Source organism: Bacillus sp. 22475, from assembly GCF_052044835.1.
Taxonomy (GTDB): domain Bacteria; phylum Bacillota; class Bacilli; order Bacillales; family Bacillaceae_G; genus Bacillus_A; species Bacillus_A cereus.
Map to the genome: position 1 here is coordinate 151,418 of NZ_JBQENW010000010.1, position 16,209 is coordinate 167,626.

Here is a 16,209-nt window from a genome sequence, read left to right on the forward strand (position 1 = left end):
GAGAGCTGATTAAAGATATTATTTTTAATCAGCTTTTTATTTGGTGAAGCGATTAGGAGACATGTCCTAATCGTTTTTTTATCCCGCTATTTGTGGGCTGATTAAAGTTTTGTTTTATATACATTCATTATAAGTTATATATATGCGATTTTTGTTATACGGCCGGAAACGTATTTACTATAGATATATAATGTTATACACTATGAAAGGAATTAATTAATAGTTAATATTTTTTAGTTAGCTCGATTAAAAAAATGTATGAATATGAAGTTTTGAGAGGAGATTTATTTTTCATGAAGTACAAAGCAATAGCCGCAGGTTTATTAGCAGCAAATTTACTAGCACATCCAATTAGTAGTTTAGCAGAAACGAAGAAATTTCCTGATGTTTCAGATAGTGCGTGGTCGAAAGACGCAATTTATTATTTAGTAGAGAGAAATGTAATTAACGGTATGCCAGATGGTAACTTTATGCCATACGGAAATTTAACACGTGCCCAGGCAGCAAAGATTATCGCAACAGCAATTGGTGCTAAAGTAGATCCAAATGCAAAGCCGTCTTATAATGATGCAAAAAATAGTTGGGCAGCTTCATTTATTGCAGCTATGGAAAAAGAGAATATTATTAAAGGGCGAGAACCAGGAGTATTTGATCCTGAAGGAAAAGTAACTCGTGCTGAAATGGCAGCTATGCTTGTAAGAGCATATAATCTGAAAAGCAAAGTAACAGGACCAGTTCCTACAAAATTCGCTGATTTAGAGAATCATTGGGGTAAAGAAGAAGTTAATATTTTAGTAGAATTAAAACTTTCTTTAGGTACAGAGGATGGCTGGAAACCGAATGATTCTATTACGCGTGAACAAGCAGCTCAACTTACTGCGCAAACAGATAAATTTAGCAAGAATAGTGATCGTCCAGTAGAAACAAAGAAAATGTACATAGATAGAAAATTCATTACATATCACGCACCATCATTAAGTTCTGGGATTAGTGCAAATCAGCATAATCCACAAATGGTTGAAATTAAAGAAGAGCGAGATGGATGGATTAAAATTGCAACAAGTAACGGTGATAAATGGACACCTTTAGTAGAGAAAACAGAAGTTATTAATGAAGGATTCACTACTTATGCAGAAGCTTCTTCTTCGTCAAAAGTAATGGGAACACATAACGCACAGCAAGTAACTGTTATTGAAGAGAACGGCAGCTGGATTCGTATCCGCATGGGCGCTGGTTTCCAATGGGTTAATAAAAATCAATTAAATCCAGTGAAGCAAGGTAACTTCTTAGAAGGAAAAGCGATTATCATTGATCCAGGTCATGGTGGAGTTGATCCAGGGCATTCTGGTGTGAAAATGGATGAAAGTGCTATTGTATTAGATACATCTTTACGTGTACAAAAACTATTTGAACAAAAGACACCATTTACTGTTTTATTAACACGTAATGATGATACGCGTCCGGGAAATACTCCTGGTGAATCTTTGAAAAAACGTGTAGAATTTGCACAAGAAAATAAAGGTGATATTTTCGTAAGTATTCATGCAAACGGGTTTAATGAACAAGTAGAAGGAACAGAAACGTTCTACTACAGATCGGCAACAAATCCAAATTCAGAAGAAAGCCGTGTACTAGCAGAAAAAGTACAAAAACGTTTAGTACAAGCACTTCAATCAAATGATAGAGGTGTAAAGACAGAAAACTTCTATGTAGTGAAATACAATACAATGCCTGCTATTTTAGCTGAACTAGGTTTCATCGATGCTAAAGGTGAAGGTGAAAAACTAGCCACTGAAGAATGGAGACAACGTGCAGCGGAAGCTATTTATCAAGGTATTTTAGATTACTATGAAGAAATGGGTAACAACGTGTCTTCTTTCCGTTAATAAATAATAAGAGATTGCCATTGGCAGTCTCTTTTATTTATTAACGTTTCTCTTTATTTCCGGCATATGATATCATTTAATTTTATATACAAAAGAAAAGTATTTGAGTAATTGTAATCATAACAATTTTAAACGATAGAGGATGATAATAGATTGAATAATCATAGTAAAACACCTGCCTGTATATATACGTATGCATTTCGTGAGGAGGAGCGTGCTTTATGTTACTTGGAAATGCGCTCGTTCTTTGGAATGGAGTCCCACGTTAATATTTTAAAAAGTGATGTCAAGATTGACCCGAGTAGAAGTGCGTTTATGAAAGAGCGCGTTGAGGTTATGTATGAAGGGGACGACTTAGAAAGCATTTTAAAACAAGTGGAACAAATTGATTTGGCGGGAGCGACATTTAAAGTTATCTTCGTTAAAATCAATGACCTCGTTGGGGAGAATAAAATTGAATATGGAGAAAGACGTCTTATTGAACGAGACCTTGGCATGCATATTGAAGGAGAAGCGGATGTTCGTAATCCAGAGCGTGTATTCGGGATTGTTCCTCTTGGAGGACGCTGGTACTTTGGGCACTATGTAGAAAGCGAACCAGTTTGGTATCATCACATAAAAAAACCGCATAGTTATTCGACATCTCTTAGCACACGTGTTGCGAGATCAGTTGCAAATATCGCTGTACCAAATCCAGAGGGAGTACGAGCAATTGACCCGTGCTGCGGTATTGGAACAGTAGTAGTAGAAGCACTTTCTATGGGGATTAACATCGTTGGTAGAGATATAAATCCACTTGTAGTTCTTGGAACAAGAAAAAATATCGCACATTTCGGATTTGAAGGAACAGTAACAAAAGGACCAATCGAGGAAATTACTGAGAACTACGACGTTGCCATTATCGATATGCCGTACGACCTATTTACGCATGCCACACCAGAAGACCAGCTCTCCATTCTTTCAAGTGCGCGCCGCATCGCTAAAAAGGTAGTCGTTGTAACGATGGAGACAATGGACGACATGATCCATGAAGCAGGATTTGAAATTACAGATCGCTGTATTACAAGAAAAGGATCATTTACTAGACAAATTCTTGTTTGTGAATAAGAAAGGAAGGTCACCCGTTTGGGTGACCTTTTTAGTGTAGTTTGATGTGTGATTGGTTGGTGGTGTAGATAGATGAATTAGCGGAATTTGTCGGTAAGTCGATATTCCATGGCGAATCGCTGATAAATTTAAAAAATTGCCGATATATTGTGTTGAATCGCTGATATATTCCGAGAATCGTCGATATTGTTACATTAGAATGTTACTGTTCTTTTAATTTTTCTTGTTGTGCGATTAATAAATTGCGTAATACGTGTCCGCGGTAACTTTCTAATTTTCGTCCTTCATGATAGCGTACGCCTAATTTTTTTAGTTCAGCTACGTACCAGCCCTTTGTTCCGTAATACATGGGATCACTTCCTTTTTGCTTTTGAACAGTATATGTTGGGGGGCGAAGTAACTTTACATTGAAAATAATAATGGTAAAAGGAATCCTACATGTGTGTACGAGAGGAATTGCAAAGTTATCGAGGTGTTTTATAACGTAACGTCCAAGCCGTGTATAAAAAAGTAGACAGTTGTATATGAATTTGTTGAAAAAAGAATACACATTACTGAGGGGATTTGAAAAAAAGTAATGCTATACGATTTGGCATGATATTTGCGTTGGAAATAGTATCAACGTATAGGGGAGAGATAGAAATGAAGGTTAGTAAAATATATACAACGATTGATGCACACGTAGCTGGGGAGCCGCTTCGAATTATTACGGGCGGAGTGCCAGAAATAAAAGGGGAAACGCAGCTGGAAAGACGCGCATACTGTATGGAACATTTGGATTACCTTCGTGAAATTCTGATGTATGAACCGAGAGGGCATCACGGAATGTACGGTTGTATCATTACACCGCCAGCAAGTGCCCACGCTGATTTTGGCGTATTATTTATGCACAATGAAGGCTGGAGTACGATGTGTGGTCATGGCATTATTGCTGTCATTACAGTTGGAATTGAAACAGGCATGTTTGAAGTAAAGGGTGAAAAACAAAAGTTCATTATTGATAGCCCAGCCGGAGAAGTTATTGCGTATGCAAAATATAACGGGAGTGAAGTAGAATCTGTATCATTTGAAAATGTTCCTTCCTTTGTATACAAAAAAGACGTTCCTATTAAAATAGATAACTATGAATTTCAAGTAGATATCGCGTTTGGAGGAGCATTTTACGCTGTTGTAGACTGTAAAGAATTTGGTTTGAAAGTTGATTTTAAAGACTTGCCCGCTATTCAAACGTGGGGAAGTAAAATTAAACATTATATAGAGAGCAAAATGGAAGTGAAACATCCAATTGAAGAAGATTTGAAAGGAATATACGGCGTTATTTTTTCAGATGAACCGAAAGAAAAAGGTGCTACACTACGAAATGTAACAATTTTTGCTGATGGGCAAGTAGATCGTTCTCCTTGCGGTACAGGAACTTCAGCGAGAATCGCAACTCTTTTTGAAAAAGATGCCTTACAAAAGGAAGAAATTTTCGTCCACGAATGCATTACTGACGGGAAATTCGAGGGAGAAGTATTGTCGGTAACAGCAGTAGGTACATATGAAGCTGTCGTTCCGAAAGTAACGGGGCATGCATTTATTACAGGGTTTCATCAGTTCGTTGTAGATCCGAGAGATGATTTGAACCGAGGGTTTTTGATAGGATAAAGTGAAACTTTAATCAGTGGAGGGGTTCCCCACTGATTATTAGTTGAACCAATCGGGTTTTTACGGGCAGTTGATCTCCCGTGTAACTTCTTTGTCCAACCGAATTTTTAGATGGGAGTCTTACTGCCCGTTAATACGGGATAGAAGAAGGGGGTGGAAAGATATGCTAGTCATAAGCGCAAACGAACAAAGAAACTTAGTAAATATGAATGAGGTTATTGAATACGCGGCGCTTGCTTTAAAAGAATTTTCCGCAGAAAGAACGATTACACCAATAAGAGGCTCGTTACCATTTGCGAATGAGCAAAATACGGCATTAATTATGCCTTCAGTAGCGGAAGGGCTTGAGGCACTTGGAGTAAAAATAGTAACGGTAGTCCCGCAAAATAAACAGATAGGAAAGAAAACAATCAATGGGATTGTGATGCTATCAGACTTTCAAACGGGAGAACCGCTTGCACTTTTAGAAGGATCGTACTTAACGATGATCCGAACGGGCGCCTTATCAGGAGTAGCGACAAAATATTTAGCTCGTCATAACGCAAAAACTTTATGCATTATCGGAACGGGTGAACAAGCGAAGGGAATGGCCGAAGCAATATTTGCGGTTAGAGATATCGAAAAAGTCATTTTATACAATCGCACAGAAGAAAAAGCGTATGCATTTGCGCAATATATACAAGAGAAATTTGGTAAACCGGCTTACGTTTACAGGGATCCAAATGAAGCAATACGTGAAGCAGACATCATCGTCACAACTACGAATGCATCCACACCAGTCTTCTCAGAAACACTACAAAAAGGCGTCCACGTAAACGCCGTCGGCTCATTCAGACCGAGCATGCAAGAACTACCATCTCACGCCATCACAAGCGCAAACAAAGTAGCAGTCGAATCAAAAGAAGCAGCACTAGACGAAACAGGAGACCTTCAAGTTCCGATAAAAGAAGGTCTATTCAAAGCAAACGCCATTCACGCTGAACTTGGTCAAATTATAAGCAAAGAAAAAGCTGGACGCGAAAATGATGAAGAGATTACTATTTTCAAATCAGTTGGTTTAGCGGTAGTAGATATTATCGTTGCGAAGTATTTGTATGAGAAAGCGTTGGAGCACGGAGTAGGGAATAAGATTGAGTTTTGAGACTGCCTTTTGGTGGTCTTTTTAATTTGGGTTATAAGTTATTCTATTTGGTGCTTCGTATATTTTTGTGTATGAAAGTGTATTGAGATTGTGGTGTTCTTTTTGTTTGTAATGCGCTTTTGCATCTCAAATGTAATGCAAAAGCTAGTGTTAAAGAGCAGTCACAAATAGTTGTTGAAATCCTGGGAAAGGGGGAGCTTGAATGATAAGAAAGCAGCCGACTTTTATACAAAGAGTCGGCTGTTTTTCTGTTTATTTAATAATCTAAAGATACACATCTAAAAAAATATAAGATATTTATGTTCAAAATACCTTGGTAATTGATTAGAAAATGAGTTTGGGAAATAGATTAATTTTATTTAGAGAAGAAGAACTTAGAAAAACATCTAATCATATTATTAATTTGAATAAAAATTTTAATATATGTCAGTATTGGTTTCTATTGGAGTTGTCTTTGTTTGTCCCTTATTTTCTAATTGAAGAATAAGGGGGGACAAAGTTTTATGAAGGAGTAAATTTAGACGCCACGTATGCAGCTTTTTTTACCATTCTCGCCATTCTTCTGTTATGTCTTCTTCAGATTCTAGACCAGCTATTCGTGCTGCTGTATCGATAAATTCATAGAGATCTTCTCTTTCCATTGTTTCGATAAAATGGTCATGTTCGATATTTAATTCATTTAATTTAATAACTACCTCTTTAACAACTTGCATTACTTCGACTTCGGTTGGATTCTCTCCTAATCGCTGTAAATTGTTAATGTAAGTGTCAAGAACTGTATTTGTTGCACTTATATTTTCTTCAGTAAAAAATTCCCCATCTTCATCATACTCAACCCATGAGGTTGTTGGTTTGTTTTTTTTCAATTCATCAAATGTCATGATAACCTCCTAAATGTGTTTTTTGTCTTTAATCCCATTCTACATTTTCGATCATATATAACAATCATTTTAGAGTTTTTTTGTAAGCTACTAGTTTTTTTACTCATTTTACGAGGTAACCTATTCGTGGTCTTTTTATTTTATCATCCTTATAAATATATTTTATGGCAAGAATGCATTAGTAGATTGCAAACTTTCCACATTTACAAAAAAGTTTGACTTTACATACAGGTAGTGGTAATTTAAAACTTATAAGAAAACTCGGGATTAATTCCGAGTTTTCTTATGGGTATAACTAGTTTGAGGGGGCCGAAAGATGAAACAGAAGTTATTTGCATTACCATTTGTTCTAATACTACTTATTGCATTAGCGGCTTGTTCTGGGGAAAAAGATTCTTCAAAGCAAGCGGGCACTAGTAAATCAGGGACTCCGAAAGACGGAGGGGCGTTAACGATTGGTGTTAGCGATAATCCAGATACGATGAATCCGCTTTATGCGAATGATCGTGTGTCATTAACTGTGCAGCAAGCTTTATATGCGCCGCTATATCATATGGAAGACGGTAAGAAAAAGTTTGTTCTTGCTGAGAGCTTTACGCCTTCAGAAGATCAATTAACGTGGACGTTGAAGTTAAAAGATAATTTGAAATGGCATGATGGTAAGAAAATTACATCAGACGATATAGCATTTACATTCCAATCTATTTTAGATGAGAAGCAAAATAGCTCAAGTCGTGAAAACTTTATTTTTAAAGGAAAGCCGCTTGAGGTGAAAAAGGTAGATGAGTTAACAACTCAATTCGTTTTACCACAAGTAAGCGCATCTTTCGAAGGTGTGATGAATGATTTCTTCCCAATTCCGAAACATGTATTTGAAGGGGAAGCAGATTTAGCGAAGAGTAAGAAAAACTTACAGCCTGTAGGATCAGGGCCGTTTAAGTTTAAAGAGTATAAATCAGATGAGTATGTTGCATTAGATCGATTTGATGATTATGTAGGTGGGAAAGCTAAGTTAGACTCTATCGTATACCGCGTTGTAAAAGACCGTAATACAGCAAATGTTTCACTGCAAAATGGTCAAATCAATATGAAGATGATTGAGCCGCAAGACTTTAAGAAGCTAGATAGCACTGGGAACTTCTCAATGGTGACATTCCCTGAAGGTAGATTATTCTACTTATCTTATAACATGAATACTGATCTTATGAAGAAAAAAGAAGTGCGCCAAGCGATTGCACATGCGTTAGATAAGAAAGAAATGATTAACTCAGCATTCGTTTCAGGTGAATTTGCAGAACCAGCAAATTCAATCTTAACGCCAGACGCTATGTATTATGCGAAAGATATTAAAGACTATAAGTATGATAAAAAAGAAGCGAAAGATTTATTAGCAAAAGCAGGCGTGAAAGATAAAGAAAAAGTACGCGTGATGTATGTAACGAATAATAAAATTATGGAAAGCTTAGCGCTTTATACACAACAAAAATTAAAAGAAGTTGGTTTAGAGGTTGAACTAAATGCATTAGATGCTAGTGCGGCAAGTGAAAAAGGCTTAGATAAAGAGAATAAAGAATATGACATTACATTTGGTGGTTACATTATGGGACCTGAGCCAGATTCATATAAGAGCTTATTCTTAAGTAATGCAGAATACAACTATGCACGTTATAAAAACGCTGACTTCGATAAGTTATGGGAAGAAGCTGCAGTTGAAACGGATAAAACAAAACGTGCAGAGCTATACCATAAAATTCAAGAAACAGCTCGAGAAGACTTACCTTATCTACCAATCGCATATCCAAAAGCAGTTATTGCAGTAGATAAAAAGTTTGATGGATTAAAAGAAGCAAAAGCAATTCCTGTCACAATGTTTGAAGATCTATCTAAGATTTATGAAGTGAAATAAGAAACAATAAAGAAGCTGGTGGAAATCAGCTTCTTTAGCTTGAGGGGGGAAGTTTGTGTATAAAGTAATTGCGAAGAGGTTTTTAAATGCAATTCCGCTTTTATTTGTTATTTCTATTATTTCTTTTCTATTAATAAAACTAGCACCGGGGGATCCCGTTCGAAACTTTGTTACGCCAAATATGAGTCCAATTGATGTGGAGCGTATTCGCAAAAGTTTAGGACTAGATCAACCAATTTACGTGCAATATTTTTTATGGTTAAAAAACATTTTAACAGGAAACTTTGGTTACTCACTTCAAAATCATCGTCCTGTTTTAAATCTTATCGCAGAAAGATTACCCGCAACAATTGGATTAATGGGATCATCTTTACTCGTCTCATTCGTAATCGCAATACCACTTGGACTATTTACAGGTGTGAAAAAGAATTCATTCTTTGACCGCATTGTAAACTTTATTTCATACGTTGGTATTTCTATGCCGGTTTTCTGGTTTGCACTACTGTTAGTCTACTTATTCTCTTTAAAATTGAACCTACTTCCGAGTATGGGTATGCGCACCGTAGGTAAAGATTCTGTCTGGGATATTGTGCAACACGGCATTTTACCTTGTATGGTGTTAGCGTTCCAAAACGTATCTGTTTATATGAGATATATTCGTTCAAGTACGATTCAGCAATTAGAAGAAGAATATGTACAAATTCAATATGCGTATGGTGCTTCAAAGAAAACAGTGTTATTTAATCACGTACTTCGAAATGTATTAATACCGATCATTACAATTTTCGGATTATCGATTCCAAGTTTAGTAGGCGGAGCGTTTATTACGGAAACAGTATTTTCATGGCCGGGTCTTGGTTCACTTGGGGTAAATGCTATTTTTAGATTTGATTATCCGATTATCATGGCAATTACATTACTATCATCATTCATGTTAATTCTCGGTAACTTAATTGCTGATATTTTATATGGCGTAGTAGATCCGCGCATTCGAATGAGGGGGTGATTTGGAATGAATAATAGGAGATTTCAAACGATAAAACATAGCTTTACGAAAAATAAGTTTGTTGCAATGGGAGTTATTATACTTGCGGTTTTAACGGTCGCATCAATTTTCGCATTCGTATCGCCGTACGATCCTAGCAAAATGTCGATTCCAGATCGCTTACAAGAACCAAGTATGAGTCATCCTTTCGGAACGGATGATTACGGAAGGGATTACTTAACGAGAGCGTTATATGGCGGACGAGTTTCACTTGCGGTCGGTTTCCTTGCGATGGTTGTTTCTATTACAATCGGTACTGCAGTTGGAACAATTAGCGGATATTTTGGCGGAAAGTTAGACAACTTTTTAATGCGAGTTGTTGAAGTACTGATGTCAATTCCATCATTCTTTTTAATGCTACTATTAAATGCGTATTTAAAACCAGGAATTACGACGCTAGTTCTTATTATCGGATTACTAACATGGATGGACACCGCCCGTATTGTAAGGGCAGAAACGTTATCTGTAAAAGAGCGTGAGTACGTTTTATACGCAAAAGTATCAGGACAAAAATCACTTATGATTATTGTAAGACATATCATTCCTAACATTTTATCAACCATTATTATCGCCGCGACATTAACGATTGCGACATCGATTTTAATGGAATCATCACTTAGTTTCTTAGGTTTAGGTATTAGAGAACCAGATTCTTCTTGGGGCAGCATGCTAAACAATGCGCAAGGATATATTGATGAAGCTTGGTATTTAACACTCTTCCCAGGATCCCTTATCCTTTTAACGGTACTTAGTTTTAACGTAATTGGTGAAGCATTGAAGAAAGCTTTCGCACCAAAAGGAGCCGGACATGAAAACTAAAGTGTTAAGTGAAAGGAGTGAGAAGCGTGTCTGAAAAACTACTAGAAGTGAAAAATTTAAAGACTTCTTTTTTCATAGAAAGTGGCGAAGTTGAAGCGGTTCGCGGCGTTACATTTCGCTTAAATAAAGGAGAAGTAGTCGGTATCGTTGGGGAATCTGGAAGCGGAAAGAGTGTAATGGCGAAGTCTGTTATGTCTCTCGTTACATCACCAGGAAAAGTGAAAGAAGGGGAAATCCTTTTTCATAATGAAAACATACTTTCTAAATCTGAAAAAGAATTGCGCTCTATTAGAGGAAATCAAATTTCACTTATCTCTCAAGACCCAATGTCAGCGCTAAATCCAGTCGTAAAAATTGGGAAACAAATGACGGAAGTAATTATACGTCATCAAAAAGTGAAAAAGAAAGAAGCAGAGCAAATCGCGATTAACTTGTTAAAACAAGTCGGCCTTTCGTCACCAGAAGAAAGGGTAAAACAATATCCGCATGAACTAAGCGGTGGTATGAAGCAGCGGGTTATGATCGCAATGGCGATGTCTTGTAACCCAGACCTTCTTATTGCTGACGAACCGACGACTGCACTTGATGTAACGATACAAGCACAAATACTAGATTTAATGAAAAACTTAAAGAACGAAACGAATATGGCGTTACTTCTTATTACGCATGACTTAGGAATCGTCGCGCAAAACTGTACGCGCGTTATCGTTATGTACGGCGGGCTTATTATGGAAGAAGGACCTGTACTTGATATTTTCCAATCGCCGAATCATCCATATACGAAAGGGCTATTAAACTCTTTGCCAAAAATAGCGAACGGCGTAAAAGAAAGACTCGCTCCTATTCAAGGTGTAACACCAAACTTATTAAACCCGCCACAAGGTTGCCCATTCGCAGAGCGTTGCCCACATAAAATGGACATTTGTGAAAAAGAACGTCCGCCCTATTTTGAAATCGGAAACGAAAGACGTTCCATGTGCTGGTTAAACGATAAGACAGTAGGTGATTCACATGCATGAAGAAAACTTAATTGAAGTTCGGAACTTAAAAAAGTATTTTCCTATTAAAAAAGGACTATTTGGCAGGAAAACAGAGCAATTAAAAGCAGTCGATGACCTTAGCTTCACCATTAAAAAAGGTGAAACATTCGGATTAGTAGGAGAATCAGGTTGCGGAAAATCAACGACAGGAAGAAGCATCATTCGTTTACACGATGTCACTTCAGGTAACGTTTTATTCGACGGAAAAGATATCGCAAGTTTAAAAGAAAGTGAACTAAAAGAATATAGAAAACGAATGCAAATTATTTTCCAAGATCCATACGCATCATTAAACCCGGCAATGAATGTATTCCAAATTATTAGCGAGCCAATGAATATTCACGGATCTTATGAAAAAGAAGAACAAAAAGAAATCATTTTAGACCTTCTGAAAAAAGTAGGCCTAAAAGAAGAACACTTATACCGCTATCCGCACGAATTTAGCGGAGGTCAAAGACAGCGCATCAGCATCGCGCGTGCACTATCTGTAAAACCAGACTTTATCCTATGTGACGAACCAATCTCAGCACTCGATGTCTCAGTCCAAGCACAAGTCGTAAACATGCTGCAAGACATCCAAGAAGAAACAGGAGTCACATACTTATTCATCGCACATGACCTATCGATGGTAAGGCACATATCAGACCGAATCGGAGTCATGTACTTAGGAAACATAGTAGAAATTGCCGATAGTGAAGACCTATACACAAAACCGGCACATCCATACACACAAGCACTACTCTCATCTATGCCAGAACCAGATCCAACAAACACAGGCAAAGAACGGATCATCCTAGAGGGAGAAGTACCAAGCCCACTAAACTCACCATCCGGCTGCAAATTCAGAACGCGCTGCAAATTCGCCACTGAAAAATGCGCACAGGAAGTACCGAAGATGGTTGAGATTGCGAAGGGGCATCAGGTGGCTTGTCATTTGTTTTAGATTTGAGGAAAAGCATTGGGGGGACCTGGTGCTTTTTTCTTTTGTGCTGAGGTGAGGGATTGGTTGTTAGTTTAGGAGATAACACGCTCGAAATTTGTCGGTAAATCGATATGTTGTGTCGAAACGTTGATATATTCGGAGTTACGATCGATATAATCGAATAATCGTTGATATATTTTTTTAAAGAGTGGGATTGGTTGTAGATTAATGTAGAAATTTAATGTTTTCGAAAAAAAGAATTGACTTCTATATTAGTTGTAACTAAAATAGTTACATAAAGATGTAATCAATTTAGTTACAACTAATATCTGCTGAAAATATGATTTATATATTTAATTAAGGATGGTGGTCCATACGTTGCCACCCGGTGTAGAAAGTTACTAACACATTCAAATCAATGCATATTCTAAGCTTTAGTATTTTCTGTTACGGGGCAATAAGTTGCAATGTTATCTTTTGTTAAAAACCTTGGTGGATCTTTCTTTGGAAATATTAGTTTTGGGGAAATATAGTAAGGTATCTAAAAAAGAACAAGGTATAAAAAGATGTACTTATATAAATCAAAAATTTAGTTGAGCTGGATAATAAAAAAAAGGTAGGAGATTTAAATGGAGACGAAACAAGATAACCTTATTTACGTATGGGATGCATATTGTGGATGGTGCTATGGTTTTTCAGAAAGTATTAAAGGATTTTACAAAAACCACACTGAAGTGCCATTAACGGTTTTATGTGGAGGGTTATTTTTAGATAATTTACCAATGAAAAACTTCTCATATATAGAAGAAGGAAATAAAAGAATTAATCAACTTACAGGTGCTGAATTTGGTCCTTCATATCAAAAATTGGTGGAGGAAGGGACTTTTAAAATGAATTCGAAAGATGCTGCAATTGGTTTTTCAGCTTTACGCTCATTAGCGCCAGACCGTTTATTAGAATTCACTTCGGCTATGCAAAAAGCGTTTTATTATGAGGGCCAAAGTCTGAGTGATCCTGAAACATATCGCAAAATTGCAATCGAGCATGGTTTGGACCCTGAACAAGTATTAGAACGTTTAAACGCTCAAGAAACAATAATAGATGTCCAAAATGATTTCAATAAAGTTCGACAGCTTGGTGTTAATAGCTATCCTTCCTTACTTTTACAAAAGGATAATCAAATTATTCCTATTGGTGGTGGCGTAATGACGCCAGATAAAATTGAAGCGCGTTTTAAAAATTTATATTAAGAAAATTTAGGATATAGTAGCAAACATGTTATCTTAGGCCACCTGACATTCATCTCCGGAATATTCGCCAGTACTATTACACTTTCAGATGAATGGGGGTGGGAGATTTTATCGGAACAAGATAAAAATATGATAATTAGTTAATAACTTTAACAAAAGGAGAATAACATACTATGTTTAAAACAATCGATACAAATCAAAAAGATGTGAAATTAACGGTGTTTAGTTCGGACGAAAAAAGCTTTATGGTCACAGCAACATTAGTTGAGAAAGCAGGACATGCATTTTTAATAAACTCAAAATTTACTCAATCTGATTCGAAAGAAATTGTAGAGTATTTGAAAAAAAACAACTTATCTCTAGATAAAATCTTTATTATTCATGGGGATCCAGACTACTACTTTGGATTAGAGAGCATTAAAGCCGTTTACCCAGAAGCTATAGCGTATGCAACAGAGCCTACTGTTGAACATATCGTTCATTCTGTCTTAGGAAAATTAAAAGTTTGGAAAGACGCCCTTGGAGAAAATGCACCAAGTAACGTGGTATTACCTCAAGTGTTTAAAGAAAAAGCGATTGATTTTCAGGGGTTAACATTTGAACTAGTAGGCTTAGATCATTACAGAACTAGCCTATTTAATAAAGAACTAAAAGTATTAATTGGTGGTATTGATGTATTTAACGAAATACATGTATTCTTAGCGGATACTAGCTCAAAAGCGGCTATGGAGGCGTGGATTGAGAACTTGAAAGTATTACAAGCATTACATGCTGACATAATTGTACCTAGCCATGGATCAATCGAAAAATCCCTAAATAATCAAGCACTTACTGCGACAATGGATTATCTAAGAACTGCGATTCAAGCTTCTGAGGAAAGTGGAACTTCAAAAGATTTTGTGGCAAAACTTGAAGCAGCATATCCAGGCTATGCAAATAAAGGTGTATTAGAATTAAGTGCAAAAGTTGTAACAAAAGAAATGCCTTGGGGTTAATGATATGAATAAATATCAAAAACTATTACATGAAACGTATGTGTTAACTGGCGAAGGGAAATTGGATGCGTTCAAAACGTATTTAAGTGAAAATGTATCTTGGACAGAAGCTGCTGGGTTTCCATATGCAGGTACTTATATAGGTCCAGATGAAGTAGTGAAAAACGTACATGAACGTCTTGGCACGGAATGGGATGACTATAGCGCTAAAGATGAAATTTATACTTTTAATAACGATATTGTTATCGTGTATGGAAAATATAGTGGAACATATAAAGCTACAGGGAAGTCATTTGTAGCAGATTTTTGTCACCTTTATGAGTTTGATGAGAACGATAAGGTTAAGAAGTTTATTCAAATTGTGGACAGTGCAACTGTTAATGAGGTATTAAGTTAGAGTTAATCGTTTCTAGTATGCCTTGTATAGGGGGAGGATAAATGAAATTCCTAACATTACCCCTGACATTACATTTTGGGGAAGGTTTCTCCTTCTTCAAACTTTTTATAGAAGAAAACTTATTTAAGTAGAAGAGGTAGGTATATATGAAATTAGAGAAAAGTTTAATCATAACAATTATTTCTGTATTTATTTTAGGAGTAGTTTCGACTTTGGTATATCAAGCTTCCACCGGTAATAACAAAGGAAACTCAATAAAGAGCGAGAATGTTGCTTCTGTATCAAAAGAAGTGAAAGAAAATGAAAAGAATAAAAAGATGGTAGTTGATTTCTATAATGAAGTTTTTAACAAACATAATATCGATATTATCCCTAAATATGTTAGCGAAGATTATAAGCAACATAATCCTTTTGTTGCTGATGGACGAAAAGCCTTCATGGATTTCTTTAAGGAGGATTTTGTTAAAAATCCTAATTCCTCTGCAGAGATTAAACGTGTAGTAGCTGAAGGGGATACAGTTGCTCTTCATGTACACTCTCGTACTAATTCTCAAGATAAGGGAGTTGCTATAGTGGATATATTTCGTATCAAGGATGGAAAGATTGTCGAACACTGGGATGTAATTCAAGAGATTCCAAGTGAAGCAGCTAATGATAATACGATGTTTTAGATAGAAGATATATTTAATAATTGTCTAATTGATAGTGCTGTATAGAATTTAGAAATTTAGATAAGTAAAGGAGATGTCCTAGTACCATGCCTGGGACATCTCCTTTTTGTTTTAACGAGATTTAATTTATTGTTACTTGTATTTTTTTATGTACTACTATTCGATTACACATCATTTCAGGCGGTTTTCTTTTATCCCGCATTAATGGGCAGTAAGATCCCCACCTCTTTTAATTCTTCAATTAATAAAAAGTTTGCTTTCAAATTAGAAAGGGTTAGTCCCTCGCACCCAAAAACAAAGGGGAACTTAATTATTCAAATTCATATAAAGTTTCAATCTTGTCTAAGCATCCATTAGGATATACAATTGATTATCTATTTTTCTTTACATAATCTCCAGATGCAGTCCATATCAACTATAGATTCTTGTCTTATGCTAAATGTAATCAAAAAGCAAGTAGATAAAGATAATGACTAAAACATTAACTCTAGATACTTTTTTG

At 36.2% G+C, this 16,209-nt stretch carries 15 protein-coding genes; 13 read left to right on the forward strand and 2 right to left on the reverse strand.

All coding sequences use genetic code 11. The features are described 5' to 3' along the window. Positions 1-293: 293 nt before the first annotated feature. Positions 294-1,886: an N-acetylmuramoyl-L-alanine amidase gene (locus ACTJJY_RS17885; RefSeq protein ID WP_440606162.1), complete on the forward strand. Its 1,593-nt coding sequence runs from the start codon at positions 294-296 to the stop codon at positions 1,884-1,886. 153 nt (positions 1,887-2,039) lie between these two features. After that, positions 2,040-2,993 carry a TRM11 family SAM-dependent methyltransferase gene (locus ACTJJY_RS17890; RefSeq protein WP_001059321.1) on the forward strand — a complete coding sequence of 318 codons (954 nt, stop codon included), beginning with the start codon at positions 2,040-2,042 and terminating at the stop codon, positions 2,991-2,993. Between the two features lie 202 nt (positions 2,994-3,195). Here ACTJJY_RS17890 and ACTJJY_RS17895 read toward each other — a convergent pair whose 3' ends face one another. After that, on the reverse strand, positions 3,196-3,426 hold the full coding sequence (locus ACTJJY_RS17895; protein WP_130055420.1) for a YflJ family protein: 231 nt from the start codon (positions 3,424-3,426) through the stop codon (positions 3,196-3,198). A gap of 209 nt (positions 3,427-3,635) precedes the next feature. Between ACTJJY_RS17895 and ACTJJY_RS17900 the strand changes: the two genes are divergently transcribed. Together ACTJJY_RS17900 and ACTJJY_RS17905 are read left to right on the forward strand one after the other, a co-directional pair. After that, positions 3,636-4,640, forward strand: a complete 1,005-nt coding sequence (locus ACTJJY_RS17900; RefSeq protein WP_440606163.1) for a proline racemase family protein — start codon at positions 3,636-3,638, stop codon at positions 4,638-4,640. A 163-nt stretch (positions 4,641-4,803) separates the two neighbouring features. Then, positions 4,804-5,781 (forward strand): ornithine cyclodeaminase family protein, encoded by a 978-nt coding sequence (locus ACTJJY_RS17905; protein ID WP_440606164.1) that lies wholly within the window; start codon positions 4,804-4,806, stop codon positions 5,779-5,781. A gap of 542 nt (positions 5,782-6,323) precedes the next feature. Here the strand turns inward: ACTJJY_RS17905 and ACTJJY_RS17910 are convergent. Further along, the gene (locus ACTJJY_RS17910) at positions 6,324-6,662 is read right to left on the reverse strand and encodes a hypothetical protein (RefSeq protein ID WP_000141782.1); all 339 of its coding nucleotides are present in this window, start codon (positions 6,660-6,662) and stop codon (positions 6,324-6,326) included. Between the two features lie 316 nt (positions 6,663-6,978). Between ACTJJY_RS17910 and ACTJJY_RS17915 the strand changes: the two genes are divergently transcribed. From ACTJJY_RS17915 to ACTJJY_RS17955, 9 genes are all read left to right on the forward strand, one after another. After that, a complete protein-coding gene (locus ACTJJY_RS17915) occupies positions 6,979-8,568 on the forward strand; it encodes an ABC transporter substrate-binding protein (RefSeq protein WP_440606165.1) in 1,590 nt (529 codons plus the stop codon). Between the two features lie 55 nt (positions 8,569-8,623). Further along, positions 8,624-9,574, forward strand: a complete 951-nt coding sequence (locus ACTJJY_RS17920) for an ABC transporter permease (RefSeq protein WP_440606166.1) — start codon at positions 8,624-8,626, stop codon at positions 9,572-9,574. 6 nt (positions 9,575-9,580) lie between these two features. After that, complete coding sequence (locus ACTJJY_RS17925; RefSeq protein ID WP_440606167.1) at positions 9,581-10,432, forward strand: ABC transporter permease; 852 nt, start codon at positions 9,581-9,583, stop codon at positions 10,430-10,432. A 26-nt stretch (positions 10,433-10,458) separates the two neighbouring features. Further along, positions 10,459-11,451: an ABC transporter ATP-binding protein gene (locus ACTJJY_RS17930; RefSeq protein WP_098033338.1), complete on the forward strand. Its 993-nt coding sequence runs from the start codon at positions 10,459-10,461 to the stop codon at positions 11,449-11,451. Then, a complete protein-coding gene (locus ACTJJY_RS17935; protein WP_000544136.1) occupies positions 11,444-12,415 on the forward strand; it encodes an ABC transporter ATP-binding protein in 972 nt (323 codons plus the stop codon). Before ACTJJY_RS17930 ends, ACTJJY_RS17935 begins: the two co-directional genes overlap by 8 nt. Positions 12,416-13,023: 608 nt before the next feature. Then, entirely contained in the window at positions 13,024-13,644 is a 621-nt protein-coding gene (locus ACTJJY_RS17940) for a DsbA family protein (protein WP_000448622.1), read from the forward strand. Positions 13,645-13,817: 173 nt separating this feature from the next. Then, complete coding sequence (locus ACTJJY_RS17945) at positions 13,818-14,639, forward strand: cytoplasmic protein (protein ID WP_440606168.1); 822 nt, start codon at positions 13,818-13,820, stop codon at positions 14,637-14,639. Between the two features lie 4 nt (positions 14,640-14,643). Then, complete coding sequence (locus tag ACTJJY_RS17950; protein ID WP_440606169.1) at positions 14,644-15,036, forward strand: nuclear transport factor 2 family protein; 393 nt, start codon at positions 14,644-14,646, stop codon at positions 15,034-15,036. Positions 15,037-15,182: 146 nt separating this feature from the next. Further along, complete coding sequence (locus ACTJJY_RS17955) at positions 15,183-15,707, forward strand: nuclear transport factor 2 family protein (RefSeq protein WP_000764214.1); 525 nt, start codon at positions 15,183-15,185, stop codon at positions 15,705-15,707. The last annotated feature ends 502 nt before the right edge of the window (positions 15,708-16,209 follow it).

What these genes read in the sequence shown, in the direction of transcription:
- ACTJJY_RS17885 (WP_440606162.1), top strand. Translation starts at nt 294, where the DNA reads ATGAAGTACAAAGCAATAGCCGCAGGTTTATTAGCAGCAAATTTACTA.
- ACTJJY_RS17900 (WP_440606163.1), top strand. Translation starts at nt 3,636, where the DNA reads ATGAAGGTTAGTAAAATATATACAACGATTGATGCACACGTAGCTGGG.
- ACTJJY_RS17905 (WP_440606164.1), top strand. Translation starts at nt 4,804, where the DNA reads ATGCTAGTCATAAGCGCAAACGAACAAAGAAACTTAGTAAATATGAAT.
- ACTJJY_RS17910 (WP_000141782.1), bottom strand. Translation starts at nt 6,662, where the DNA reads ATGACATTTGATGAATTGAAAAAAAACAAACCAACAACCTCATGGGTT.
- ACTJJY_RS17915 (WP_440606165.1), top strand. Translation starts at nt 6,979, where the DNA reads ATGAAACAGAAGTTATTTGCATTACCATTTGTTCTAATACTACTTATT.
- ACTJJY_RS17925 (WP_440606167.1), top strand. Translation starts at nt 9,581, where the DNA reads ATGAATAATAGGAGATTTCAAACGATAAAACATAGCTTTACGAAAAAT.
- ACTJJY_RS17935 (WP_000544136.1), top strand. Translation starts at nt 11,444, where the DNA reads ATGCATGAAGAAAACTTAATTGAAGTTCGGAACTTAAAAAAGTATTTT.
- ACTJJY_RS17940 (WP_000448622.1), top strand. Translation starts at nt 13,024, where the DNA reads ATGGAGACGAAACAAGATAACCTTATTTACGTATGGGATGCATATTGT.
- ACTJJY_RS17945 (WP_440606168.1), top strand. Translation starts at nt 13,818, where the DNA reads ATGTTTAAAACAATCGATACAAATCAAAAAGATGTGAAATTAACGGTG.
- ACTJJY_RS17950 (WP_440606169.1), top strand. Translation starts at nt 14,644, where the DNA reads ATGAATAAATATCAAAAACTATTACATGAAACGTATGTGTTAACTGGC.
- ACTJJY_RS17955 (WP_000764214.1), top strand. Translation starts at nt 15,183, where the DNA reads ATGAAATTAGAGAAAAGTTTAATCATAACAATTATTTCTGTATTTATT.